The organism is Bradyrhizobium oropedii (assembly GCF_020889685.1).
GTDB lineage: Bacteria > Pseudomonadota > Alphaproteobacteria > Rhizobiales > Xanthobacteraceae > Bradyrhizobium > Bradyrhizobium oropedii.
This window is the reverse complement of record NZ_JACMYO010000022.1, coordinates 13707-38788: the sequence shown is the minus strand read 5'-3', so window position 1 is coordinate 38788 and position 25082 is coordinate 13707. Positions and strand designations below refer to the sequence as shown.

Annotated in this window: 15 protein-coding genes and 7 pseudogenes; 10 read left to right on the top strand and 12 right to left on the bottom strand. The window is 58.8% G+C overall.

Annotated features, from left to right (window positions below):
* Positions 1-39: 39 nt before the first annotated feature.
* The 3 genes and pseudogenes from H8A95_RS08930 to H8A95_RS08920 form a co-directional block, all read right to left on the bottom strand.
* Positions 40-279: pseudogene (locus H8A95_RS08930) on the bottom strand (IS630 family transposase); the annotation flags it as partial.
* Between the two features lie 391 nt (positions 280-670).
* Positions 671-1796 (bottom strand): annotated as a pseudogene (locus tag H8A95_RS08925) (IS110 family RNA-guided transposase).
* 67 nt (positions 1797-1863) lie between these two features.
* Entirely contained in the window at positions 1864-2322 is a 459-nt protein-coding gene (locus tag H8A95_RS08920; RefSeq protein ID WP_229182830.1) for a hypothetical protein, read from the bottom strand.
* Positions 2323-3323: 1001 nt separating this feature from the next.
* Here H8A95_RS08920 and H8A95_RS08910 point away from each other — a divergent pair.
* The 4 genes and pseudogenes from H8A95_RS08910 to H8A95_RS08895 all read left to right on the top strand — a co-directional run bounded on the left by H8A95_RS08910 (position 3324) and on the right by H8A95_RS08895 (position 7452).
* Positions 3324-4217, top strand: a complete 894-nt coding sequence (locus H8A95_RS08910; RefSeq protein WP_229182845.1) for an NAD(P)H-dependent flavin oxidoreductase — start codon at positions 3324-3326, stop codon at positions 4215-4217.
* 106 nt (positions 4218-4323) lie between these two features.
* Positions 4324-4670 (top strand): annotated as a pseudogene (locus tag H8A95_RS44375) (integrase core domain-containing protein); the annotation flags it as partial.
* Positions 4671-5250: 580 nt separating this feature from the next.
* A pseudogene (locus H8A95_RS08905) lies at positions 5251-5699 on the top strand (IS110 family transposase); the annotation flags it as partial.
* Positions 5700-6303: 604 nt separating this feature from the next.
* Positions 6304-7452, top strand: a pseudogene (locus H8A95_RS08895) (IS3 family transposase).
* A 229-nt stretch (positions 7453-7681) separates the two neighbouring features.
* Here H8A95_RS08895 and H8A95_RS08890 read toward each other — a convergent pair.
* The 4 genes from H8A95_RS08890 to H8A95_RS08875 all read right to left on the bottom strand — a co-directional run bounded on the left by H8A95_RS08890 (position 7682) and on the right by H8A95_RS08875 (position 12356).
* Positions 7682-8476 (bottom strand): class I SAM-dependent methyltransferase, encoded by a 795-nt coding sequence (locus tag H8A95_RS08890; protein ID WP_229182829.1) that lies wholly within the window; start codon positions 8474-8476, stop codon positions 7682-7684.
* 38 nt (positions 8477-8514) lie between these two features.
* A complete protein-coding gene (locus H8A95_RS08885; protein ID WP_229182828.1) occupies positions 8515-8811 on the bottom strand; it encodes a hypothetical protein in 297 nt (98 codons plus the stop codon).
* A gap of 1404 nt (positions 8812-10215) precedes the next feature.
* Positions 10216-11214: an NADPH:quinone oxidoreductase family protein gene (locus tag H8A95_RS08880; protein WP_229182827.1), complete on the bottom strand. Its 999-nt coding sequence runs from the start codon at positions 11212-11214 to the stop codon at positions 10216-10218.
* 818 nt (positions 11215-12032) lie between these two features.
* Positions 12033-12356 carry an integrase core domain-containing protein gene (locus H8A95_RS08875; RefSeq protein ID WP_420839355.1) on the bottom strand — a complete coding sequence of 108 codons (324 nt, stop codon included), beginning with the start codon at positions 12354-12356 and terminating at the stop codon, positions 12033-12035.
* 147 nt (positions 12357-12503) lie between these two features.
* Between H8A95_RS08875 and H8A95_RS08870 the strand changes: the two are divergent.
* Positions 12504-13278, top strand: a pseudogene (locus H8A95_RS08870) (IS701 family transposase); the annotation flags it as partial.
* Positions 13279-13615: 337 nt separating this feature from the next.
* Here H8A95_RS08870 and H8A95_RS08865 read toward each other — a convergent pair.
* From H8A95_RS08865 to H8A95_RS08850, 4 genes are read right to left on the bottom strand one after another with little or no spacing between them, the layout of a single operon-like run.
* Positions 13616-15091 (bottom strand): lyase family protein, encoded by a 1476-nt coding sequence (locus tag H8A95_RS08865; RefSeq protein WP_229182826.1) that lies wholly within the window; start codon positions 15089-15091, stop codon positions 13616-13618.
* Positions 15092-15101: 10 nt separating this feature from the next.
* Positions 15102-16313, bottom strand: a complete 1212-nt coding sequence (locus H8A95_RS08860; protein WP_229182825.1) for an ATP-grasp domain-containing protein — start codon at positions 16311-16313, stop codon at positions 15102-15104.
* Between the two features lie 17 nt (positions 16314-16330).
* Positions 16331-17362, bottom strand: a complete 1032-nt coding sequence (locus H8A95_RS08855) for a pyridoxal-phosphate dependent enzyme (RefSeq protein WP_229182824.1) — start codon at positions 17360-17362, stop codon at positions 16331-16333.
* Positions 17363-17372: 10 nt separating this feature from the next.
* The gene (locus H8A95_RS08850) at positions 17373-18176 is read right to left on the bottom strand and encodes a GHMP family kinase ATP-binding protein (protein WP_229182823.1); all 804 of its coding nucleotides are present in this window, start codon (positions 18174-18176) and stop codon (positions 17373-17375) included.
* Positions 18177-18260: 84 nt separating this feature from the next.
* Between H8A95_RS08850 and H8A95_RS08845 the strand changes: the two genes are divergently transcribed.
* The 3 genes and pseudogenes from H8A95_RS08845 to H8A95_RS08835 all read left to right on the top strand — a co-directional run.
* Positions 18261-18434 carry a hypothetical protein gene (locus H8A95_RS08845; RefSeq protein ID WP_229182822.1) on the top strand — a complete coding sequence of 58 codons (174 nt, stop codon included), beginning with the start codon at positions 18261-18263 and terminating at the stop codon, positions 18432-18434.
* A gap of 2052 nt (positions 18435-20486) precedes the next feature.
* On the top strand, positions 20487-21749 hold the full coding sequence (gene ectB, locus H8A95_RS08840; protein ID WP_420839354.1) for a diaminobutyrate--2-oxoglutarate transaminase: 1263 nt from the start codon (positions 20487-20489) through the stop codon (positions 21747-21749).
* A 430-nt stretch (positions 21750-22179) separates the two neighbouring features.
* Positions 22180-22439: pseudogene (locus tag H8A95_RS08835) on the top strand (transposase); the annotation flags it as partial.
* 33 nt (positions 22440-22472) lie between these two features.
* On the opposite strand, the gene H8A95_RS08830 reads toward H8A95_RS08835, so the two are convergent.
* Positions 22473-23492, bottom strand: coding sequence for a GlxA family transcriptional regulator (locus tag H8A95_RS08830; RefSeq protein WP_229182820.1), 1020 nt, complete (start codon positions 23490-23492; stop codon positions 22473-22475).
* Between the two features lie 62 nt (positions 23493-23554).
* Between H8A95_RS08830 and H8A95_RS08825 the strand changes: the two genes are divergently transcribed.
* The gene (locus H8A95_RS08825; RefSeq protein WP_229182819.1) at positions 23555-24805 is read left to right on the top strand and encodes a sarcosine oxidase subunit beta family protein; all 1251 of its coding nucleotides are present in this window, start codon (positions 23555-23557) and stop codon (positions 24803-24805) included.
* 8 nt (positions 24806-24813) lie between these two features.
* On the top strand, positions 24814-25077 hold the full coding sequence (locus tag H8A95_RS08820; protein ID WP_229182818.1) for a sarcosine oxidase subunit delta: 264 nt from the start codon (positions 24814-24816) through the stop codon (positions 25075-25077).
* Positions 25078-25082 lie beyond the last annotated feature (5 nt).

The window sequence follows — 25082 nt, the reverse complement described above, 5'->3', positions numbered from 1 at the left end:
GCGTAACATGACGTCGTTTTCTGCTGGGGCATCGTATCGGCAGAAGCGCTCGATGGAAGCAAGGATGTCATCGGCGGACTTGGACCATTGGAACGGTTTTGGATCAGCGTTGTGTCGTTCGATGAACGAGGTGATGTCCACCCTTAGGGCGGCGATGCTGCGATAGATGCCGCGCCTGATCTTCTTGTCGGTGAGGAGCGCGAAGAAACGCTCGACCTGATTGAGCGATGACGAGCTGGTCGGGGTCAGGTGCACGTGCCAACGCGGCCTTTTATCCAGCCGGTTTAATCGGTCGTCTCATTGGCTTACTCTCATCCATTTTCGCTTCCTTTCTCTTTTGCGAAGGCCCTCTGCGCCACGCCTGAGCACGACGCGCCACACCAGCCACGAGTCCCGGTGCGCCGTGCAGGTTTCGGCGCTCAGCGACGGCGCGAGGTCGCTGCAGCAAGGCAGCGCGGATGCCGTCGTGGCGCAACTTTCCATCGGCATGACGGAGCCACATCATAGGCAATCCGGCGTAGTCCAGCTTGCATGTCAGGTGCGTGGCCACAGGCAAGATAACGTGTTCCGTCGGCGATGATCTGCACCAGGTCTCGTCCGCTGTCGCGGAACTTCGTGTTCCAACTGTTGCGCTCGTCGTGTCACTGGATCTGTCACACTCGTGTCCTGGTCATGCATGGACGCCGAGCAGCTTGCGCGCACTGGCTCTCGCACGGGCTCTGACGTCCGCCCGGAGGCCGCCGGATCGCCGCAGTAAAACGTGCCGTCGACCCACATCGCATGCATGATCACCGCAAGCTTGCGCGCCACCGCCACGGTCGCCTTGCGATGGCTTGTGCGCTTCGCGATCGCCAATCCCCAGGTCTTGACCTTGTCCTTGCGCTTGAATCGAGTCAGCAACGCACCTGCCGCCTCATAGAGCGCCCGCCGCACATCGGCATCGCCCGCCTTGCTGATCCGCCCCTGCACGTCGATCGACGAGCCGGACTGCCAGCGCCGCGAGGTCAGGCCAAAATATGCCGCCACGTCGCGCGATCTTTTGAAGCGGCTGGGATCATCGACTGCGGTCACGAAGCTCAGGGCGGCCACCGGCCCGACACCGGGAATCTGCATGAAGCGCCGGTACAGTCCATGGCCCGCGACCAGCTTGACCACCAGATCGTGCAGCCGGCAGTACTCCTTCCACAGCGCCGCGCGTGCGTTCAGCATGGCGTCGATCAGCTCGCTGACCAGCGCATCTTGCGCCACCGCCTCGCGCACGACTTGCTGAAAGCCGCCCCGCCCGACCCGATTCAGCCTGATGCCAAACACCTTCAGCGAGTGCCGGATCGCGTTCTCCAGATCCAGAAACTTGGCTTCAAGTTGCGCCGGTGCGTCAACAGCAGCCGCAGCCGGTAGCAGGCTGCGCTCCTGATATGCGCCCTTGTGAACCAACCGGTCCGCATGACGTGCGCAATTCCGAGCGCATCCGCCTTGTCGGTCTTGTTGCGTTGGGCTTTCAGCGCCGCGCGCACATGGAGGGTCTCAAGGCATACCGCCGGCGGGCCGAGCTTCAGCAATTCCGGATGCCGCCAGGGCGACAGCGAGCCCGCCTCATGGCCGAGGCGCCGCAAGCGGCCGGGATACGGCTTCAGCGCCGCCCCCGGATCGGTCACCACCGAGACCTCCAGCGCCGCCTTGCCCTTGTCATCGACCACGCAGATCGACGTCTCGTCCATGCCGACGTCCAGGCCACAGAAGTAGTCCGTCGCGCGCCTCCCGCGTTGCTGAGGCGCCGCAGTGTGCGCGTCATTCATCGTGCAGACCACTTGCGCTGCGGCCGCAACTCCGGGTGCAGACCGATTACGGGCGGCAATCTGCGGATCAGTGGAGTCTTGTGCGTGACGTAACTGTCGATGACGAGATAGACGTCGAGTTCGCGCGGCACGGCGGCCTCGATCTCATCGAGTAACTTGCGGAACTCGGCAGCACGGTGGCGTGCGTAGCACCTGCCGATGACCCGCCGGTCGCGATGTCGAGGGCGGCGAACAGCGACGTGGTGCTGTGCCTCGGGTAGTCATGACTCCTTCGGGCCGGCTGGCCGGGACGCATCGGCAGCATCGGCTGACTACGGTCCGGCGCCTGGATCTGGGACTTCTCATCCTTACACAGAACGATGGCGTGCTCCGGCGGCGAGACGTAGAGGCCCACGACATCGCGCACTTCGGCCACGAAGTTCGGATCGGTCGAGAGCTTGAACGTCTCCATCCGGTGCGGCTGGAGCCCGAAGGCCCGCCAGATGCGTTGAACCGTCGACACCGACAGGCCGCTGGCCTTCGCCATACCGCGGGAGCTACAATGGTGGGGTTCTCGGGGCAGCTCTCCAGCGTCGTGACGATCACGGCTTCGATGCGGGCATCGTCAATCGTACGCGGCGCCCAGGAGCGTGGCACGTCGTGCAGCCCGGCCACCCGCCGTTCCACAACTCCACCGTCTGCCGGTCCAGACCCAGCTTGGCCGCCACTTCAGTGTTCTGACCACCCTCCGCACAGGTCAGCACGATCTCCAGGCGTCAGTCACGAAAGAACGCGAAGAGCTCGCCGATCAAGCTGCACATTGCCGCCGCCTGATGAGTGCGACGGGCTTCAGGCCGAGCATCCCAAGCACGATGGTCGTCGGGATCGGAACTGGTGATGCCTTCTATAAGGGCGCGACCTTGCAGCATGGCTTGGTCTGACACCAACCAGATTTCGATCGATGATCGTACGATTCTCGGCCGGATACCGCCCACCTCACCGCTACAAACGATCGGCCACGCAACCCAATCCTGTAGGGATGGCGAATAAGCGCTCTGGTCAACCACCAAATGTTGGTAATTGATCTAGACTACAGAAGCATGTCACTGATTGGCCTGGAGGGCCCCCCAGGTATCCGGGATGCAACATCGTCGCAATCTGCCCTCGCCAACCGCCCCAATCGACGCACTGACTCGTCGCCTGCAGGAATGCTGCGCTCTCAGGTCTGCTCTAACCGCGATCTCTCTTTGCTCAAGGAGACGCAAGATAGGCCCTGGAGCGATCGCCGCGCGCGAGCTTCAAAGGCCTGTTGGCTTCGAGCACGTCAAATTGAGTGCTCTCTCCGTTACCCCGAAGCTAACGACGCTCACCGTCGCAAACATTGATCCGATGCGCACTGAAGTCAAATGACTGGCACAAAGCTGAAGACATTTACCGTAGGCCAAAGCCAGCCTGGAAGGACAGACAGCTGTGAATGAACTATCACGCAAAACTAGGTTGCCAGCTGCTATCGCATCCCGGCTGAGCGTACCTCTGATCGTCGCACCTATGATGCATGTCTGCGGCGTAGATCTTGTGACTACTGTCTGCCGGTCGGGGGCGATCGGCGCGTTTCCCACAGCCAACGCCCGATCGGTAGAGGAGCTCGATCGTTGGTTAATTCGCATTGAGCATGATCTCGCTGAACTGGATCGGCCGGCCGCGCCGCACTGCCCGAACCTTATCATCCCGCAGAAGCGGTTTAAGGACGATCTTGCCTGTCTCGTGCGCCACAAGGTGGAGATTGTGATCACCAGCGTGGGATCACCGGCTGCGGCCATCGGACCGCTGCACGAAATCGGTTGTCTCGTGTTCGCCGGTATCGCCTCACTGCGTCATGCGGAAAAGGCTATCGAAGCCGGTGCGGACGGCTTGATTCTGCTTACCGCGGGAGCCGGAGGCCATACCGGCTGGGCCAATCCGTTTGCTTTTGTTCGCGCGGTTCGCACCGTGTTCGATGGTCCAATCGTACTTGCGGGCGGTATCACCGATGGCGTTTCACTCGCGGCGGCACGTTTGCTCGGGTGCGAACTCGCCTACATGGGTACTCGCTTCATTGCTACGTGGGAGAGCATGGCAAGCAATTCTTATCGTCAAATGTTGGTCGATAGCACGCTTGACGACGTCATGCTGACCAAGGCTTTCTCAGGACTCGATGCCAACATGCTACGCCCCTCAATCTTAGCGGCCGGTTTGGACCCATCAAAACTCGACGAGTCCGTGTCCGAGGCGCGCGCGAAGCAAGAATTTGGGGGCAAGAATCCCGAGGGACCGCGGCGCTGGACCGAAGTCTGGAGTGCTGGTCACTCCGTTTCAGGCGTGCGCTCGATCACGGGTGCCGCCGAGTTGGTAAAGGAGCTCGCCCGAGAATACGAATCGGCTTTCGCGAACTGGGGCCGATGAACGCCATGGAAGAAAAGTGGTGTGTAAAAGTAGAGACCTGAGCTGCCGGCCGGTATTTTGCCGGGCAGGTGTCCGACAAAAATCTCACGTCCGGCATCCCGCTGGCGGCACCGAGCATTGCGGCAACCCGGAGGATCACGAGTACGAGCTGCGTCTCACCGCCGAGGATATCGATCACACCCGCACGAAAGCCAAAAGCCCACAGGCGAACGAGATTTGCGAGCGCTTTCATCGCACCGTGCTCAAGAGTTCTACCGCGTCGCGTTCCGCAAAAGCTCTATCTGAGCGTTGCCGCGTTGCAGGGTGATCTCGATGAATGGTCACCGCCTACAGTGAAACGCGCCCACATCAAGGCATCGCTGGTGCTGCGGCAAGACACAGATCCAGACCTTGCTTGACGCGCGTCCTTTGGCGAGCAAAAAATTGCTGCCGGCTGCGTCATGCCGGATGTGAGATCTTTGTGGGACATCTGCCCCGACAAAGTACCGGCCGTCAGCTCAAGTCTCTACTTTTACACCTCAACCATGATCAACCATGAGAAGGCTGATCGGCCCGGCAGCCGGAAGCGGCTGCTCGAGCACAGCCTCGATCTAGCGCGGCAGCGATTTCGGCTCGGGAGCAAAACAGCACCAGTCCAACAAAAGCAAGGTTGACCAGCACACCGATCCGGTTCCACGAGCGGATAGCTCCAAGCGCGAGCACTTTGTGATCCTGGCAGATTGGTATCCAAAACGGTTGCATATTGCGCTTACCGTCACATTCGCCCTGACGGCCCGCCCCGGCAACTGTCCAAGGCTATCGACGACATTCCCATCCATGTCGTTCGAAAGCGTAGAACGGATTGAAACCACCCGTGCGCAGGCACATAAAGATTTGGTCGAGCTGTCAGTTCGGCGGACATCAGTAGCTGTGCATCTAGGACCCTATGTTCGCGCTCTGAAGTGATGACGGGCGGCCCGCCGCACGGCAAGCTCCTATCGAGGGGTGCACCGGATGGGCCGGCGCTGAGCCTCAAGCATGGGGAGCAGGCCTGATGAAGGATAGCATTTTCGTGGGGCTGGATGTCCATAAGGCGACGATTTCGGTTGCGGTGGCCGAAGGGATGCGTGGTGGTGAAGTCCCAGCTGAGGATCGTCCCTAATCGCGCCGATCAGGTCGCTGGCAGAGAAGCTGACCAAGGGTGACCGGCGAGTGAGCTTTTGCTACGAAGCTGGCCCCTGTGGCTATGGCCTGCATCGGCAACTGACGGAATTGGGTCATGACTGCATCGTGGTGGCGCCCTCGCTGATCCCGATGAAGGCTAGGGATCGGGTCAAGACTGACCGCCGCGGCGCGACGATGCTGGCCAAATGGCACCGGGCCGGCGAGCTCACGGCGGTGTGGGTCCCCACTCCGGCGCATGAGGCCATGCGCAACCTGGTGAGAGCCCGCGCCACGGCAATGCGTGTGCTCGGCAAAGCGCGCGAGCATCTGCAGGGGTTCTACCGCAAGCTGATGCAGCCGGCCGGGGCTCAGGGCGTCAATGAGCCGCAAGGGCGGCGCAAGGTGGGCATTACATTCTGGGCGTTGCTTCTGATCATGTGTTCCGTTCCGGGGGCAAGCAGCAGCCTATCGCCGGCACCGCAATCGGGCAGAGCCTCCAAGTGGCGTCGCCTGGCGCTAAGGGACCAAAGGTCCGCGCTGGCACGGCGGGCCTATCTCGCGCTAGCCGATCTCGAAGTCAGTGAATACAACCACCATCTTGCCGGGGAATGGACGCGGGGCCTTCCAATCCGCCGTCTAATCGGCGACACCAGCTTGGCCTTTTCCTCCACGTGTGCCCCAAGGACACGTTCATACAGGAACTGGTGTCGGTGGAAGGCCATCGCTGGGCCATCGAGGACAGCTGCGAAACCGCCAAGAACGAGATTGGCCTAAAACCCGCTCCTAAATGGCTGACGTCGCCGTGTCTCACTCGGCATGTTCGCCTTCGGCATGATGGCCATCATTGACCTGCCACTGCGTATTTCCTCCAGATCGAGTTAGAGTCCGGCCTGAAGAAGGACGGACAGATGAAGCGAGCAAGGCTCACGACACGGAAGAGCCGATTATCGCTGTGTTGAATGAGCATGAGGCTGGGGACGGCCGACCTGGCTCGCAAGCACGGAATCTCCGAGGCGACAATCTACAATTGGAAGGCCAAATTTGGTGACATGGATGTCTCTGAGGCCAAGCGGTTAAAGACGCTGGAAGAGGAGAACGCGAAGCTGGAGAAGCTCCTGGCGGAGCAGATGCTCGATGCGGCCGCCCTTTGCGAGCTTCTTTCAAAAAAATCGTAGGGCCCGCCGCCAAGCGCGCTGCGGTCGCGCATCTGCAGGCCGTCATGAGCCTGTCGGAACGGCGGGCCTGTTTGATCGTCGGCGCGGATCGGAAGATGATCCGCTACAGCTCCAGCCGCTGTCCAGACACGGCTCTGCGTGCCCGATTGCGCGATCTCGCCAACGAGCGGCGGCGTTTCGGATACCGCCGGCTGTTCGTCTTGCTGCGGCGGGAGGGCGAACCGTCGGAGATCAACCGGGTCTACCGGCTTCATCGGGGGGAAGGGCTCACCGTCCGCAAGCGACGAGCCCGCCGCAAGGCCGTGGGGACCCGGGCCCCGATCCTGGTGGAGGCTAAGCCCAATGCCCGCTGGTCGCTGGACTTCGTCCACGACCAGTTCGCCAACGGGCGGCGCTTCCGCATCCTCAACATCGTCGATGACGTGACGGAATGCCCGGGCGCCATTCCGGATGCGTCGATCTCGGGACGGCGCGTCGCCCGCGAACTGACGGCGATCGTCGCACGACGTGGCAAGCCAGGAATGATCGTGTCTGACCATGGCACCGAGTTCACCTGCAACGCCATGCTGGCCTGGAGCAAGGACACGGTCATCGACTGGCACTTCATTGCGCCAGGAAAACCGATGCAGAACGGGTTCATCGAGAGTTTCAATGGTCGGATGTCCGATGAGCTGCTCAACGAGACCCTCTTCTTCGATCTCGATGACGCCCGCACCAAGATCGCTAACTGGGTCGCCGACTACAATATCCGGCGGCCTCACTCGTCGCTGGAATACCTCACCCCTGCGGCCTATGCCGCGCACATCACCGCAACGGACGACCGGCTCCGCAATCCCGACCAGCTCCGCCGATCGTCCGCTGCTCCACCCGCGCCACTTGGCGTACAAACTACCGAGACTCTAACCGCCGCTGGTTGAAACTCTCGGGGCAGGTCATCATCCCTCATCGCGCCAACATTGGGTCATTGCTAAAAAGCTCGACCACGGCTTCGACCAAAGCGCTGGTCGAACAAAGAAATTCGGCGCACCGCCATGAAGCTAGCCCAGTGGTGCATCCCGCACGCCCACCTTGTATGCTCGTCCTGGATTAGGGCTCATCAACGCAACGCGCGCAAAGCCATCTCAGGAAAGAATTGCAACTGTAATGCTAGGGTCTATATCCGAGGAACGTCGTGATGTAACCTCGTTCCACAAAAAAACCAGAGGGCGAATATGACAGTAACAACCGACGAATACGTGCAGCAAATTCGCTACGGCGAGGCCCGAGAGTACCTGGCGCCCCCATGGACGTTGAGTAGACGAAGCCAAGAAGGTCATCAAGATTCCAGTGATGCTCATAATAGTGACGAAGCTCTGTGATCTCGCTGAAATGTGACGCACGAAGGACTTCTCTATGATTGGAGATCGTCCATAAAGGCCGAACGCCTCCGGGACCTGCCGGAAAGCTTCCTCCCCAAAACTCCTTCATATCGCTGTACATCGCAGTGCGCCATTCTCCAGGTTCCGAGCTATCCTTGACTCGTTCGATGATCGCAACGCCGCCCTCTAGCTTAAGCATTTTGGCTAGCTTTGCCAGAACGGTCTCTCGATCCATCCATAGAAAGCAATCCGCGATTGTTACGATATCAAATGGCGACATTGGTTCGTTTAGGTCTTCAGATCTCGACACTAGGAACTCTATATTTTTGACTCCTAGCGCCTCCGCCGTTCGCCTTCCTTCCTGGACCATCTCGTCGTTTGCGTCGACTGAAAGCACCTCCGCAACCGAGCGCGCCAAGGGAATGCCGATCTGTCCGGTGCCGGCACCAAGATCGAGCGCACGACTGCTGTTGGACAGCCCGCAAACCCGAACCAAGGATCGGAAGAAGTCTTCAGGATAGGGTACCGCGTGCTGCGCATAGTAGTGCGCAGCACCACGAAATAGCTCACTCGCTATGATCATTTTGCCTCCTTACACCCCGTCTTAATCTGCCACGGCTCTCAAAGGGAACGACCGGCTAAAGCCGACAACGACGCGATGGCGAAGATGCTGTTTGCCGCATACATTGCCGTGTTCAGTGAAGCTTCGCTAGGATCGAGGGATTCGAGAGAGCAGAAGGACAGATCTGACGGCCACAGACCTTCCGCGCCCTCGGCGATTACCCTGGAGAGCCCATCATGCGCTTCCAAGAGGAAGGAGGGGGCGCGATTGAAGCAGACCTGCAGCATTTCTGCGAGCGGCGAGTCAGATCCATCGATCAAGGCTGTTGGCAAGAACAAATCGTGTTGATATTGCATACCGAACTCCTTGGAGAAAATTGACCCGCAGACCCGCACGATTATTTGGCGTGCTTGTCATCTAGATCAATCACTAACGTTGGTAGTTGACTGGGCGCTAATTTTCCCCGACACCACGCACATCCTCATGCACCCCATGTGGCCAACATCACCATGCACCGACCATCATTAACACCTATGATCTGTTAGCAGTGGAGGTGGCGCCGGAGCTGCGCGACTGGAGCCTGCGGACACCGCGGACCTTTTAGGCAAAGCGCTGATGTTGGGCGCGGGACCACGGCGTGCGGCTCACCGACCTGCTATACGCTGGAGACCCGCATCCGTAAGATCGCAAGGAAATATGGCCGCCGGACCGGCCTCGTAACAGAAATGCACGCGATTGAACCGACTGACTATTCGCGATAACGCGCCGCATGCTTGTCGCGGACGCGTTAGCCTCACCGAAGAAGCGAAGCTCTCCTTCCCGGCCAGCTTCAACAATCACGATGGCGTTCCTGAGCTTCGCGACGTCAATTCCGACAAATACTTTCCTATAATCTGCCACGGCTCGTCCTCTTGTCATGAAGAACTACCCGAGCCACCCTCGGACGCACAGGTAACGCGAGCCACCTCATCGACAGAGGCGGACATACGGTCTTACCCTCTGGTCTAGGCCCTTCGTTTCATCCAGCGATGGGAAGAGTCCCGATCGCCTCCATGTCCGGATCAAGGTTCTACGCGTGTGGCCGTCATCGGGGGTTACCGGGCAGCACCTTCACATGGGCGACGAACTGGCCGCCCTTGGCTTGCGATACCGCCGTGGCGGCGGCGGCCAGCCCGACTCTTCGCCAACTTCACCAGCTGATGGTCCATATCGATGATTGCGTCTAGCCGCGCGCGCAGAAGATTGGTCTGCCCAGGATCGCGTCGTTCCTTCGCATCTTCCGCTCCGTTGCAACCACGGAATCATGCCTCGCGATTTCGAGGGAATCCCGAAAATGAAATTGCAAGCTTTGGCCTTTAGTAGAGCCAAAAGCTTGCAATGTCGAATTTCGCTCCGCTCCAAAAATTGACTCTCGCTCAATGGCTTGGGAGTTTCTTCACAGCCGACGCAGAAATGTCAAGGATTGTCTCGCCAGACCGCTTCTACGATCGCAGTCGCGTCCCCACTTCGACGTCGTACTAATCTTTTTCATGGCGTTGCCTTCCTTCATGGATTAACACCCGGAGCCTACAGGCTGGAGGCAAGCGACGCCGCTCCTCTTATTTCAACATCGGTCGGGACATTCCCCCAATGTAGCGCCACTGTTACCCGCCGTGCTGACGGCCAGCGCCGCCCGGCCACGGTCACGAGCCAACGACAGCAATTGCGAGACCTTCGCGATTGCGATCACGAAGGGTGCTCATTCGGATGCGCAGGTGAATTCAATCGATATTGACAACGATCTTCCCCACTGCCTTCCTGGCCGCCATTTGGGCAATGGCATCGCCGGCTTGGGCCAAGGGATAGCGTGCCGATATATGAACTCGCAGCTTCCCACTTTGATACCATTCAAGCAACTCGGCTGCAGTTCGACGAAGATGAGCAGCACTACGGTCAAGCCAGGGTCCCCAGAACACGCCAATGATCTGGCAAGACTTAAGCAAACCAAGATTTAGCGGAACCCGTGGAATACCTGCAGCAAAGCCCACGACGAGAAAGCGACCATCCCAAGCTATAGCGCGCAAAGCTGCTTCTGAATAGTCACCGCCGACGGCATCACACACAACGTGAGCCCCATCGGGATCGCAAGCCTCTTTGAGAAGGCGCGCGGCGTCTCTGCGGGACGATGAATCAAACGGCGGTGTTGGGTATGTCACCACCCGGTCTGCTCCGTGCTCTCGGGCCAATGTTGCTTTGTCGGTTGTAGAAACTGCGGCCACGACGCGAGCGCCCATTGCTTTTCCAATTTGAACCGCCGCAAGGCCGACGCCGCCAGCCGCTCCAAGCACCAAGAGCGTCTCGTTCTTTCGCAGAGCTCCCCTCTCCTTTAATGCGTAGTAGGACGTACCGTAGGTGAGAATGAAGGCTGAGGCTTCGTCAAAGGGCATTTTGTCCGGTATCACCACGCAACGGCTCGCATCTACGGCAATCTTCTGCGCCATTGATCCCCATCTGCAAAATCCCATAACTCGATCACCAAGCTGCAACGCGCATACGTCGCTTCCAATCGCTTCGACCACGCCAGAAAACTCGGCACCAGGCGAAAATGGCCTCTTTGGCCGGAATTGGTACTTGTCTTCTATGATCAGTGTGTCTGGAAAGTTTACTCCAGTTGCTTTGACGCGAACGACAATCTGACCGGCAGCAGGCACAGGGTCTTCAACCTCATCTAGTACTAGCGTCTCGGGGCCTCCGATCGATCTACTCATAATCGCTTTCATGCGTACTCCGTGGGAAACAGTGTGGAAGTGCCTCGAACCGGAGAAGAGCGTGAAGAAGGAAGCCACCAAGTAACTCCCCTTCGATATTCGGCGTTCGCTCTCCCGTGTTACATCGACAGCGATACAGTGCTGCCATATCGTCAATCCAGCGTCGGAAGCTGCGCGGTTCCGTTACGCTCAACAACCTCACTCCTCAGCTCGTCACCAGTTAGCCAATGAACCAATTGTCCCTCTGCAATTTATCTTTCACAAGCCCCCTGCCTTCAGGGATTGAAGATACTCAGCGAAGTTTTCTGTGCGAAGGGTCGCACGGGCGAGCAGCCTCTGAAAACCGCGACCTTCATTATTCTTGTCGACGCCTGTGATCCAATGCGCCTCGCCGGGGTGAATTAGTGAGCGATCCGGCCAGAAATTTTGAAACGTTGGCCCCTGTGTCGGAGTGGCTGGCGTGATCGCGGCACACTCGTGAAAATCGAATCCCACTCAAAGCCTTGATGCTTTTTGCGCGGCGGTATCGTCGGACAATTCGAAAAACGTGAAGTTTGTCGCAAATTAACTGCGCTTGTCATTGCTGCACCAACCGTGATGAGCTGCGTGCTACCCTATGCTCGTGGTTGCGATACAGCATTAACGGGGGACCGAGCCACTACCTACTCTGGTGAGGAATAGTGGAGATGTCCCGCTCGTTGTTGAGATCTGCAGAGCGGGCGTTGCGTAGCGACAAACCTGCGCTGCTTGGTGCTGGCGCTCAAGGGAGCGGTGGCGAGCGTGGATGACGTGAAGTAGACCCTATCCGTGGGCACAGGGGGGCGAATCACTTAGTTGGATTCTCGGCCGCTCCGATCTCCTAATATCACGCTGCAAACACCCTGTCGGCCTGCTGTTGGCGGCTGTGGGCATGTGGCAACGGGCAGCGTTGTCCAGTGCAGCGTCATGTCCACAGTCAGATCGGCGGCCATGCGTTCGTGCCACACTTCCATCCGCGTGCGACTGGCCAGGGTTTGGTGGGCGCGCACGGCGTTGTAAAAGGCGAGCCACGAAGCAAACCGGCATGGGCCTCGCCGCCCGTCGGCCCAACCTTTGAGATAGATATCCTCGTGCTTGAACGTGCGCCACGGTCGCTCGATGAACACATTGTCAATCCAACGGCCCGACTGTCCATCGAGATACGAATGCCGGCTGCCGCCAGCATGCCGGTGAAGGCAGAGCTGATGAACTGGCTACCTAGCACTACTTTGGCAGATTCGTCAGCTTGGTGAGCTTATCAGGATTCCCGAGTTTGTTTTTCGATGATTCATAGGGGGCGGCTTTTGGAGGGTCGACCATGGAGAATGCGACATCGGATTGATAAGACCAACTCGAGCGTTGGCTGAAGCCATTCCTGGATCGGTTGGGTCATAATGACCCGGCGACGAATTGTCCGCGCACATTGCGGGGCTGATCGGCCCTGATGAGCGCAAAAGCATTCAGCCGATGACGGAGCGCTTTGCGGCAAGCGATTACGATCAGCTGCACCATTTCATCGCTGGTGGTGTCTGGGATACGACACCACCAGAGACAGAGCTGTTCAATCAGGCCGACCGGCTCGTCGGTGACGAAGATGCGGTGCTGGTTATCGACGACACCGCGGAACCGAAGAAGGCGAACACTCAGTCGGCGTCGCGGCGCAATATGCCTCGGCCTTGGGTAAAACGGCAAATTGCCAAACATTGGTGTCGCTGACGCTTACGCGCCGTTAAGTGCCGGTGATGATCGCATTGCGTCTGTTCCTCGCTGAGAGCTGGACCGGCGATGCCGCTCGTTTGAAGCGTGCCGGCGTTCCTGTCGAATACCGAACGCCACGATCCAAGCCAGAGATCGCTTTGACCGAAATTGATCGCGCCATGGCAGCCGGCGTGCAGTCCGGTTGTGTGCTGGAGGACGCAGGATACGGCCTCAGTGCGCCGTTTCGACAAGGGCTCACGGCACGCGGGCTGGCCTGGGCCGTCGGGCATCCCGCGTCACCTAAAGGTGTATCCAGTCGACGTCAAGCTGATCTGGCCGGTTGCTGGGCGCGGGCGTCCCCCAAACGCTTCCGCAGATCATTAGAAAGAGGTCGGTTCATCAGATGCTGAGCCCCAACTCCAGCCAGCACCTTGAATCACAAACTGACCCTCAGGGGAATCCATGGCGATTCAGTCCAGCCATGAGTTGCTCAAGCTGCGGACGATCGCTGCGGTATCGCCGACGTCATGCGTCGGGCAGCAGGAACGCCGGAGATCCCAGGACCGGATGGTTGTCAATTTCCTATCCGTGCACCTGAGTGGACGCTCCGCCTTGAGGACGTTCAACAGGTTCTTGGCCACCGGATCCTTCTGGGTAGCGACGTGGAAGGCAAATGCGGCGTGCCTCATCGCTTGGCTCATTCTCCGTCATCGATCGATTGAAGCCTTGGTTCATCGAGTTTCGTGATTGCGGATCGAAGTTCCTCTCGAGCACGGCTCCAACTCGCGCCGAGTTCGCGCAGAAAGACGACCGATCGTTCGATGCCCGTTTCGAGTTCGTCGAGCGTTGCAAGGACGGCCTCCGGAGCGGGCCCTCCCCCTGCTCGAGCCGTTCTCGCAATGACGTCTGGCGCCAGCGAGACCCCGGGGCCCCACATCCGGCCTCCTTGTGCAATCGCCAGGAGATTCGGTACCCCGCACTCGATAGCTGTCGTAACCAGCTGCCCGACTTTATTATGAGCGGAGCGAAAATCGAGACCTCCATAGATCGTGAGCCGCGTCGCAGCTTCCATGGCATTCACGAACGACCGTTCGAGCATAGCGGACGGAGCGTCTTTAGCAACGGTCAGCCCGGAAAAGCACAGCCGGATAAGGCGCACAGACCCGATCGAATGGTCAATGCCGGGCCAGACATGGCGAGTAGCTTCCGTTCCGACGGCCACGCAGTTCGTGAACGGTGCGCTGTGCATGCCCGTGACAGCCGCGACAAAGCAGCCAATTACCGCGCCCGCCTTTCCCTGTACCTGCTCGAGAAGGAAAGGATTCCGCTTGTGAGGCATCGCGGAGCTAGAGCCAACCAGTTCGTCCGGAAGGCTAGCCAGTCCGGAATCTCCCACCCAGAGTAGTAAGGTCTCCGCTACGCGGCTCAGATTTGATGCAAGAACAGCGAAATCGGCCAGAAGACGAAGGACGAGATCGCGAGATGCTACGCTGTCGATCGAGTTGACCGGGGGCGTCGCGAAGCCGAGCAGCCTTGCTGTCAGGTCCGGCAGGATCGGCAAGGTTGTGCCCCCCCCCGCGCCAGCACCGAGACAGGAGCGATTCAGGAGCGGATGCGCGGCCATAAGCGCATCCAGATCGCGCGCAAATGCGCTCGCGAACGCTGCCAGATGGTGCGCAAAGGTGGATGGCAAGGCAGGTTGACGGTGTGTGTGCAGCGGGAAGACCGTCTCAGTGTGAGCGCGCGCCAGCCCACATAACACGCGCAAAAGCTGGAGGAGTTCGCCGGCTAATTCCTGATAGGGCCCTCTCAGCTTCAGCTTCACGAGCGTCGCATTGATATCGTTGCGACTCCGACCGAGATGCAGATTACTCGCTTCCTTGCCGATCACCGACCTGAGATGATCCTCATAGGCTAGATACGAGCCGCGAGGGGCAGGCGAAACAGCAACACTCTGAAATTTATCGGCCTGTAATCTGTCGAGCTCGACGAGCACCTTCCTAGCGACATCGCGGTCAATCAACCCGACTCGCTCAAGCATAATGGCTTGGGCTCGATCGATTTCGGCGTAGAATGGTAGCTCGTCACTGACTGCCCGGCGAAGATCGGCGTCGAAGACAATGGAACTCGCTTCTGGATGAAGAGTCGATTTGACGCGGCCTGTGTCTTGCAAGATCGACTCCTCATGCTTGGCAGGCGAACGCAACCGCAGCCTCGGCCCGCCGGGCAGCGGATGCTGGATCGTCGTCCACTGCAATGACGTGACCGATTCGGTCGCGGAAATCGTTGCATCGACTGAACTCTGTGGGCAGAGTGCGATAGAGAGCGAACTCCGCAAGTCCAAAACGGTCGACGAGTCGCTCCCCGGCCTGAGGGATGTCGAAGGTACCCTCGCACTTCGGCATGATGAATCGGATAGAACCGTGAGCGCCTGAGGCTGGTGCCGTGGAGGGCATTCCGAGCAGACTGCGGAGAACCGCGAGAACCGGATTGAAACCAGTCGCGTGACGAAAAAGGCTGGGGATCGAGCCGCCGGCGAGCCGTGGATTAACTTCGATGATGGTGATGCAGCTCTGGTGTATCCGGAGTTCGACATGAGCGGCCCCCCTCGCGTGACCCAGGATGTCTATTGCGCGAAGAGCTTTATTTACGATTTGCGCTTGCAACTGAGGCGATATTATCGCCGGCGCATCGTGTCCGATCTCGACGAAATGCGGCAGGGCTCCCAGGTGTTTCCGCGTCACACCGATGACCCGGCTGTCGAGAATCTCGACGGAAAACTCATCTCCAGCGACGTACGACATCAGGAGGGCACCAGATTGAATAGAGCGCCCGCGCACGTCAGTCGTGGTGCTGAGCAGGTTACGCAAAGCTTGAATCGCGTCGGTCTCGCTTTCCACCAAACTGACCCCGACACTGCCGGTTCCGCTAATCGGCTTTACGACCGCAGGCAAGCCAACCCGTGTGATCGCTTCGCGGATATCGCAGTCGGCAACGACGGTGGCGCTATAGGGGACGCAGATGCCCGCCGCACGAAGTACAGAGGCCTGCCGAGCCTTGTCCCGGCAAAGTGCAATGGAATTTGGATCCGGACCAGCAAGCCCAAGGCGCTTAGCTTGCACCGCGGCCGTGTGGAGGTAGAGATCGCTAGATGTCGTGAGCAACTCGATAGGCATAGCCGCGGCGACGTCATCGACTACCGCGGTAACAGCAGCCTCGGAGGACGTGTCGCATCTACGTAGGTCGAGGCCGGCGCTGTCGTGCAGAAAAGCGTACCTCTCAGGTGAGGCGGTCACAAAGACCGGAAGGAGTCCCAGTTCTCGGGCATGCCGAATGAAATCGGCGCCTGAGCCGGAGCTGTTGGACTCAATGAAGATCGCGGCAGAGATGGCCATTGCAGTAACCTTCAGCGCTAAGAATGCGAGGACGCCATCACGTCGGCCAGCGAGCGCCGACGCCAATCGAAGCGGCACCAACCGCCGCTGGCGCGAAGAGGAGAATGCACTAGAATAGGCTCAGCTGCAGCGTGCGGCGCTCGATAGCCGTGCCTGTTCAGCCATGTTGGATCGTAGACGTTGTGCTCGTAACGGCTGCTGTCATCTGGGAATACGGCGAGCACCTTGCTTCCGGGACAATTCTGCGTGTACCACTTAGCGACGAGGTAGGCCGCGCCGCTGGTGGGACCGCGCTTGAGCGAAGTCTCGCGATGAAGTCTGTGGGCAGCTTGGTATGCCTCGTTGGCGCCGAGCCAATGAACTTCGTCGAACGCTTCGTGCAACAAGTTGCCAGGCAAAATGCTATTGCCGAGACCCCGCAGATCGCGGTGGCTCGCTGGCTGGCCGAACAATACGCTGCCGAAGGTATCGATCCCGACGAGTTTCATCTCTGGAAAGAATGCGCGGCAATAGTGAGCAAGACCGCAGGATGATCCGCCCGAGCCTACCGTTGCAACCAGTGCATCGATTTTACCGAATTGCCTGATCGCTTCCTCAGCTGGACGCGCATAGGCAAGGCGATTGCCGAGGTTGTCGTACTGTCTTGTCCAGGTGGCGCCGGTGCGATCCAAGAAGTCGAGGAGGGCGTTTTTCCGGAGCAATTGGACGTTCGCGTCGGACGCTGCCGCGTCGACGAGGTGTACTTCGGCCCCCAAGTCCTCCATCGTGCGTTGGAGTGGCGGCTCGATGGCGCGATCGCCGAAGATGTGCAACTTGAGCCCGAAGTGCATGCAGACGATCGCGAGACCGAGAGCCATCGTTCCGCTCGATGTTTCGACGATTGTCCTATTGCGGCCGATTTCGCCGTTGCGAATACCTGCATCGATAATATTGAAGGCCGGGAACACCTTCATGATCCTGAAGTCGATAGCGGCCAAATTCTCAGGCGGCAATGAAACGATCTTGAGGGGGGCATGAGCGCCAACGATCTCGTAGAGCCTGTCCGCCATCCGTGCATCCTCAATACGGTGTTGAAAATGTACGAAAGTGATCGAAACCGAGGTGAGCGATCGCGGAGCTGGCCTCAGCCACTCGAGTACGAAGGTCGGGGAGAGCCGGGTCGAAGATCAGGCCAGCAACCGTGCCGCTATGGGCGACTGCAATACCGGCCGAACCGGTGCCTTCCTTGATGCGGAGGAGCTCGTTGAACTTCGGCTTCTTGAGCGGATTCTGAACGGCGGTCTCGCTCATCTTCGCGGAGAAAGTCGCAACCCGGCCGGCGAGCGCGACACTTTGCTCAGCAATCGCTCGCTCCAGGACCGCCAACGCGCACCCGAAGGCGGCGATCTGATCGCGCGAGTAGCGCGCTCTCGGTAATCGGTCGGTATCGACACCGTCACGGGCAGAGCCGGTGTCAAACCCGAGAATATGCATTTGCGGGAGAGGACCATTGAACGTTCGGACAATCTTGCCGATGCGGTGGGCAAACAGGATGGTGGTGGCCGTGCAGTCGAACATCAGCGAATCCGACGCATGCTCGGCTGCTACGGCGAGCGTTGCTTGCAGATGAGGCGCTGGCATCATCCGAGCTCCTCGGTAGGCGCTGACGGCGTGGGCAACCGCACGGATGGAGGCCACTACGCCGGTCGTAGACGACCCCATACCGACGCATTCTGGAATGAACGTTTTCACTTCGAGCCTGGCTCCCATATTATTCAGCCCGAAAGCATCGAGGGCGAGCCGGGCCGCAACTTCACACTTGCGAAAATGGGCCGGTCTTACGTGGATGCCGGTGCGTCCGGCCTCGGGCACGAAATTGCTCATGCGGTCTGGATCCAATGCCGCGTGGGCAACCGATCCATCAGCGTACGGCATGTGAACTGAAACGAGCGCGCGTACGGTGCGTCGGTGGCCGCCTTCCGTGACATCAAAGGCGCCCTGGAGAAGTTCGCCGAAGTGCGGGTTGCAACTGGCTACACCGCATGTCCTCCCGAGCAAGCGCTGGAAACCCGGCGTACCGTGCGCCCGAAGACTCAGTGGGATTTCGATCATGACGTTTCCCTGCCGTGGTCGCGCGATTAAGCCTCAGTTGAGTTGATTTCGGTAGAGCAGCTGACCGAGACGATTTCGCTACTGTGAGGAGTCGTCCAATGCCGTGGCCTCAGTGTTTCATTTACAGATACAGGCAACGTCCGAAGGCATTCCAACCCCGATCTGCATAAGCAGCGAGCTGTTTGATTACATGTACAGAGGCCAAACGGTAGTAATCTGTTCGACGGAACGAAGCGCCGCCGAACATGATTTTTGGCTACCATGACGAAATGGTCTCGGGTTTCTGGTAAACGCAGCGGTTCAATCGCCTCCGTTTGCGATAACGCATCTGTAGCGGCACGTTAGCCAGGCTCACAGATGTACGCACCTACCAGGAGTGGCAGTACTATCTGTAAGCTGATTAACTCGATTGCGAGCGACATGGCGAGATTAATTTCCGGAGAGGCATTAACGTCGCGAACGTGCTCACTACGAAGGGGCTCCCATCAAGTCATGCCTCCATCGGCCGCAGGCCTCCCAAATGTAGCCCATTGCAGCCACTGAATGGCGAGCGCCCTTCATTCGCGCGAACGAACGCCATCGGCCATCCGCTTCTTGAAGCATTGTAATTCTGGGCTTAACGCCAAGCGAGTGTCGGCATGGTAATCACAGTCAGGCGGTCTAATCCGACACTGCGGTGGCACGGCTGACTACCGGCACCGGCCGCTTCACTGTTCTCGTTCACCTTTGGACGTCCATTGGTCAAAGTTCCGGCAGAGCCGAGCATTAATGTCTGAGCGTTTATCCATTAAACAACTTCTTCGGATCCATTAACCGAATGAGCAGTAGTTCTTGATCTGTCAGGAGCTACGGGCGAACGTTGATCAAGCAATAAGGCGGCATATCGTGCGTGACGCCTCTACTATCGACCGAGGGCGATACGCCGCGACCGATACTAACGCTTTTTCGATCTTCCGAGCGGCGTTTGCTGATCCACTGAGCGAATTCGCGCAATGGCGAGCGAACGCCGCTGACGACGGCCGCCAACGACCGGTACGTCACGATATATAGGCCACAGCGAGATCATTACCAGAATCGGCCCGGTTGCGGTGCATTGTCCGCTGGCTCGCGACCCGACCGGCTAACGTTCGGAGCGCACACGCTTCTCGTCGGCGATTCTGCTGCCCTATGGCGCCGGTCGAAGAGCCTCGGACTGCTCCATGGGGCGGCTCAACGAGGTCTAGTCGGAGGAGTACACGCGCTGGAGGAAGCGCGATCTATCGGCCAAACCCTACATCAACTTTTGCGGTGATGGGGCCGGCTCTAGACCACGCCAAATTCTTCTCGTCGGGGCCACGCTCGAGAGCAACAAGAAGCTCGTCGGTTTCATCAGCGGCGGGCGCGAGGACGGAGGATGACGAGACCAAGACGAGCGCGGCGGGCTGTCTTGCCTTCCCTGCCGAGCAATGCGGCATGCGCACGACCAATAGACCAATATAATCTAAAGCTCGTTCGCGACGGTGCGCCACTATTTGGCGCGCCCCACGGAACGCTGTCGAACGAGACTGCACTCACTATGATATCCAGGGTCGCCGAAGCCGCCACGAAGTAGTCGCGTATCGGCTCCATGAGCACAATCAATTGCCGAACGTCATTCTCGGCATAAAGATCGCAAGCAGAATTGAGGTCGTCAGATCAAGTTGCCGCCCAACTCTTTGCGTCGCCAACGTTCACCGATAGCTCTGGGCCGCTGCCCCCCCACTCCACGCCAGACGGAATGTCGAGCACGGTATGGTATGTCAGGATTCGGTGCACTCGCCGCCCATACTGGTCGCAGGCCAGCTTAACTCTCCCGCACCTCCCGACGCTAACTGCACATGCGTAACTCGCAATCGTACAAGACTACCAATATTAGGAGGTCCGTTATTCCCTGTTCTTAGGTAAGTGAGTGGAGCCGTTCTCGGAGACAAGCGTTGCCACATAAGTGACCGCAGAAGCGCGCCGACGTTCCGGTCCTTGTATGCATAGCAGAAGTTGCTTTTTTTGAAAACCGTACTCGCGGAGGAGGCGATCATTGAGGAAGTTATTTGGGGGGAACGAAATATGCGCGCTCTAGAAGTTCTAGAATCATGCGCGCCCCTGTGCTCACGTTCGTTTCCGGCTATTTTCAGTCGCGCGCGCGGCTCCATACTGTTAACGGAGGACGGTCGAAAGGTCATTGACTTCCTCTCTGGGGCTGGAACGCTCAACTATGGCCACAACAACCACGGGATCAAAGCTGCTGTTATCGAGTATCTAGCATCGGACGCCGTAGTCCAAGGGCTTGACATAGCCACTCCTGCAAAGCTGAAATTCATGGATATTTTCAGCTCTGTCATACTTCGGGAGCGGAATCTGCAATACCGGTTCCAATTCACGGGGCCAACCGGTGCCGATGCTATTGAGGCGGCTTTAAAGCTCTCGCGCAAGATCACAGGACGTCAAAACGTCATTTCATTTACAAATGGACATCATGGCATGACTTTAGGAGCAATTGCCGCGAGCGGCAATCGTTCTTACCGCAGGGCGAGCGGCGTTTCTTTGTCCGGCGCGATCTTCATGCCCTATGATGGCTATCTTGGATCGACTGTTAATACGGCTGACTATCTACGAAAGGTGTTGACGGACGAGGGCAGTGGTATCGATCGCCCAGCCGCTATTCTCGTCGAAACCGTGCAGGGGGAAGGTGGTGTTAATATAGCTGGTAAGGAATGGTTGCAATCAATTGAGGCCATAGCGAGAGATGTGGGCGCCCTTCTTATAGTCGACGATATCCAGATGGGCTGTGGTCGCACGGGCGAATTCTTTAGCTTCGAGTTCGCAGCTCTTTCGCCGGATATTGTTGTACTGTCGAATTCGCTAAGCGGGTATGGTCTGCCATTATCGATGTTGTTGATAAAGGAGGAGCTAGACTCGTTGTATCCAGAAGAACATAAGTGCACGTTTCGAGGAAACAACCTTGCACTTGTATGTGCAACCGAAGCCATAAATATCTACTGGTGCAGCCGGACGTTTTCGCAGGGTGTTAGGCGTGTGGGCGAGCTTATACGCCAGCGGCTTGAGGCGATCGCGTCCGAGCATAGAAACAGTTTTGCCGTTCGAGGGCGGGGCATGGTGCTTGGATTTGATTGCCAGATGGCCGAAATCGCAGAGGCCACGACGCGTAAGGCATTTGAGAAGGGATTGATGGTCCAACGATGCGGACCCGTTGATCAGGTTGTACAATTCTTGCCTGCACTCACGATCGACACTGATACACTAAGTCAAGGACTTGAGATATTTGAAGAATCGTTGGCCGAAACACTGAAACAGACTGGGTTGCAATGAACCGCCCCATACGGTTGACCGAGCTATGCGGGAAATTGGGGAATGCGCCCCGAAGGCGCGTATCATCAGTGAAAGAGGAGTCCACCCAGAAAGTTGTCGATTGACTTGGTACTGACGATCGGTTCGGAAGGGGACTGACGGATCGAAGCCTCGTGACAAAGGTCGTCTTGGACGGTCAGCGATCCGACGGGCCGCAACGTGAGTGACGTTTGAGCAGGCCTCGAAAGAAGCAATGTGGATGCCGACCGAACCAAATTTGGGAAAGAAATCGACACATTCATCTGTCCGGTTCTCTGTGAACAGCCCTTTAAGCGATTGAGCGGGAGATTTGTGGGCGTTTGAGATTGCAGGGAAGGCTCGCGCGCCGCAAACCTTGCAAATTCGTTCTGTGGATTCCTGTTCGTTGTGAACCGTGCTTCTGGCGGGGACGATGCGGCCGAAGAAGCATAAGACGACGGGATCGAACGATATGTTCTGGTACGGCTGGACCAGATCATCGGACATGAAGCACGAGCTGGTTCTGCTTGCCGACAAGATCGATTGGGACTGGATCGACGGGGAAATCGCCTCGCCCTACAGCGAGAACGGCAAGCCCAGGATCGAGACCGCCTCATGATCGGTCTGTTGTTGCTCGAGCACGTTTACGAGCTGTCCGATGAGCGGGTGTGCGAGCGCTGGGTCCACTACCCGAAGGCGATTCGAAAGCTCCACTCGGTCCCGCTTCTATGGGAGCTCTTCGTCCTGTCGCTGCGAGCGCAGCGAGGCGACTTTTCGCTCATGAGCAGGCGCAACTCCAAAGTGTAACCTGTAACTTCTTGAGAACTGAGTCGGCACGGCGAAACCGGTTGCAAGCGCAATTTCTCTGATCGACTTCGTAGTCTGGCGCAACAGGACCCTGGCGTGTTCAAGCCGAGTCCGCCGGTAGTGCCGATGGATCGTGGTGCCGAGATGGCGCGCAAACAGGCGCTCAAGCTGGCGCAGCGAAACGCCCGCGATGTCGGACAGTTCACGTGGCGACAATGGCATTTCGATCTCCCTTTCCATCCGCAGCAACGCCTGAACCAACCCGGGATGATGGACCCCGAAGCGCTCGGTGGGGGACAGCCGCTGGGCAACCTCACCACGGCGCACTTCTGTTTGGAGAAACCAATCACTGATGGCCGAGGCCAACTCCGCACCGTGATCGATGCGGATCATGGCGTGCATCATATCGAGCGCTGCAATGCCCCCGGCGCAAGTGAAGCGGTCGCGATCGATCTCGTACAATGAGCGACTGAGATGCAGGAATGGGAACGTCTCTGTGAATGCCGGGATGTGCTCCCAATGCACGGTGCATCGATATCCGTCAAGCAGTCCGGCCCGCGCGAGGAGATAAGGTGCGGCTGACACGCCGCCCAGTTGTATCCCGTGGCGGGCCGCCTTACGCAGGAAAGCAAACGTCGGCGGGTGATCAAAGGCTTGGGGATTGCCGCCCGCACAAACCACGATTCTATCGAGCCGACCGGCATTGCTGATGCTAGCATCGGCCTGAATCCGGACACCGTTTGAGGCGGCAATATCGCTGCCGCGGACCGAGATATGCCGCCAACTGTAGAGGTTTTTGCCGGCCAGAACGTTGGCGGCGCGCAACGGCTCGACCGCCGACGCATAGGACATCAGTGCAAAGCCTGGGATCAGCAGGAAGCCGATCCGGCGCGTCCGTGCGATGTCGTAAATAGCCATTTTTTGGTCGTTTTTTGCCATATGCGCAATCAATAGCAGCGCATGATGCCTCCTACAAGTTCGCTTCGAACGGCTCAGCTCCTATGCGCTATTCATTCCTGAACCTCGCCTGGCAAGCACTTCGCGGACATCGCGATTGGCAGCCGGCATGGCGTGATGCGGCTCCCCGCCCGCATTACGACATCATCATCATCGGTGGCGGAGGACATGGTCTCGCCACCGCCTATTACCTCGCCAAAGAGCACGGCATCAAGAACGTGGCGGTGCTCGAGAAGGGATACATCGGCTCCGGCAATTCTGGGCGGAACACCACGATCATCCGCTCAAACTATCTCCTGCCCGGCAACGAGGCTTTCTACGAATGGTCGATGAAGCTGTGGGAAGGGCTCGAGCAGGAACTCAACTACAATGCGATGGTCAGCCAACGTGGCGTGCTCAACCTCTATCACTCTGACGCCCAGCGCGATGCTTTCGCCCGGCGCGGCAACGCGATGATCCTTGCCGGCGCCGGCGCAGAGCTGCTCGATGCCGCGGCCGTGCGCCGGATACTTCCGATGCTCGATTTCGACAATGCACGCTTCCCTATCAGGGGCGGCCTGCTGCAGCGACGAGGCGGAACTGCCCGGCATGATGCGGTCGTGTGGGGTTACGCCCGAGGCGCCAGTGATCGCGGGGTCGATATCATCCAGAACTGCGAGGTCACCGGCTTTCTGCGTGAGGGCCGCCGTGTGGTTGGGGTCGAGACGACCAGGGGCAGGATCGGCGCCAGGAAGATGGGGCTGGCCGTCGCCGGTAGCAGCTCGCGCGTCGCCGCACTTGCGGACTTGAAACTTCCGATCGAAAGCCATGTGCTGCAGGCCTTCGTGTCGGAGGCGATCAAACCTTTCATTCCGGGCGTCGTCACCTTCGGCGCAGGTCATTTCTATATCAGTCAGTCCGACAAAGGCGGGCTCGTGTTCGGCGGCGACATCGACGGCTACAACTCCTACGCCCAGCGCGGCAATCTGCCGACCGTCGAAGACGTCTGCGAAGGCGGTATGGCGCTGATGCCTGCAATCGGCCGGCTGCGCATCCTGCGCTCATGGGGCGGATTGGTCGACATGTCGATGGACGGCTCACCGATCATAGATAAGACGCCGGTCGACGGTCTCTATCTCAACGCCGGCTGGTGCTACGGCGGCTTCAAGGCAACGCCGGCTTCCGGGTGGTGCTTCGCGCACCTGCTCGCGCGCGACGAGCCCCACCCGGTCACGGCCGCCTACCGTCTCGATCGCTTCGAGACAGGCCACATCATTGACGAAAAGGGCCAGGGTGCCCAACCGAACCTGCATTGAGAACTGACATGCGTATCGAATGTCCCTTCTGCGGCCCGCGCGATGCAAGCGAGTTCGCCTATTACGGCGACGCCAAGCGCCGACCCGAGACATCTGGGTCGGATGTATCGCGGCAGCTCTATGAAGCGGTTTATCTGCGCGACAATCCCGCGGGCCGTCATGAGGATCTCTGGTATCACGGCGGCGGATGCCGAAGCTGGCTGCGCGTCACTCGCGATACCCGCACGCATGAAATTTTCGGCGCGACGTTTGCCGCTGGAGAGCCTTCGTGAGCGCA

Bases quoted from the DNA above. Each gene is read 5' to 3' on its own strand.
- H8A95_RS08920 (WP_229182830.1), bottom strand. From the start codon at position 2,322: ATGGCGAAGGCCAGCGGCCTGTCGGTGTCGACGGTTCAACGCATCTGG.
- H8A95_RS08910 (WP_229182845.1), top strand. From the start codon at position 3,324: ATGATGCATGTCTGCGGCGTAGATCTTGTGACTACTGTCTGCCGGTCG.
- H8A95_RS08890 (WP_229182829.1), bottom strand. From the start codon at position 8,476: ATGATCATAGCGAGTGAGCTATTTCGTGGTGCTGCGCACTACTATGCG.
- H8A95_RS08885 (WP_229182828.1), bottom strand. From the start codon at position 8,811: ATGCAATATCAACACGATTTGTTCTTGCCAACAGCCTTGATCGATGGA.
- H8A95_RS08880 (WP_229182827.1), bottom strand. From the start codon at position 11,214: ATGAAAGCGATTATGAGTAGATCGATCGGAGGCCCCGAGACGCTAGTA.
- H8A95_RS08860 (WP_229182825.1), bottom strand. From the start codon at position 16,313: ATGGCCATCTCTGCCGCGATCTTCATTGAGTCCAACAGCTCCGGCTCA.
- H8A95_RS08855 (WP_229182824.1), bottom strand. From the start codon at position 17,362: ATGGCGGACAGGCTCTACGAGATCGTTGGCGCTCATGCCCCCCTCAAG.
- H8A95_RS08850 (WP_229182823.1), bottom strand. From the start codon at position 18,176: ATGAGCAATTTCGTGCCCGAGGCCGGACGCACCGGCATCCACGTAAGA.
- ectB (WP_420839354.1), top strand. From the start codon at position 20,487: ATGCGCGCTCTAGAAGTTCTAGAATCATGCGCGCCCCTGTGCTCACGT.
- H8A95_RS08830 (WP_229182820.1), bottom strand. From the start codon at position 23,492: ATGGCAAAAAACGACCAAAAAATGGCTATTTACGACATCGCACGGACG.
- H8A95_RS08825 (WP_229182819.1), top strand. From the start codon at position 23,555: ATGCGCTATTCATTCCTGAACCTCGCCTGGCAAGCACTTCGCGGACAT.
- H8A95_RS08820 (WP_229182818.1), top strand. From the start codon at position 24,814: ATGCGTATCGAATGTCCCTTCTGCGGCCCGCGCGATGCAAGCGAGTTC.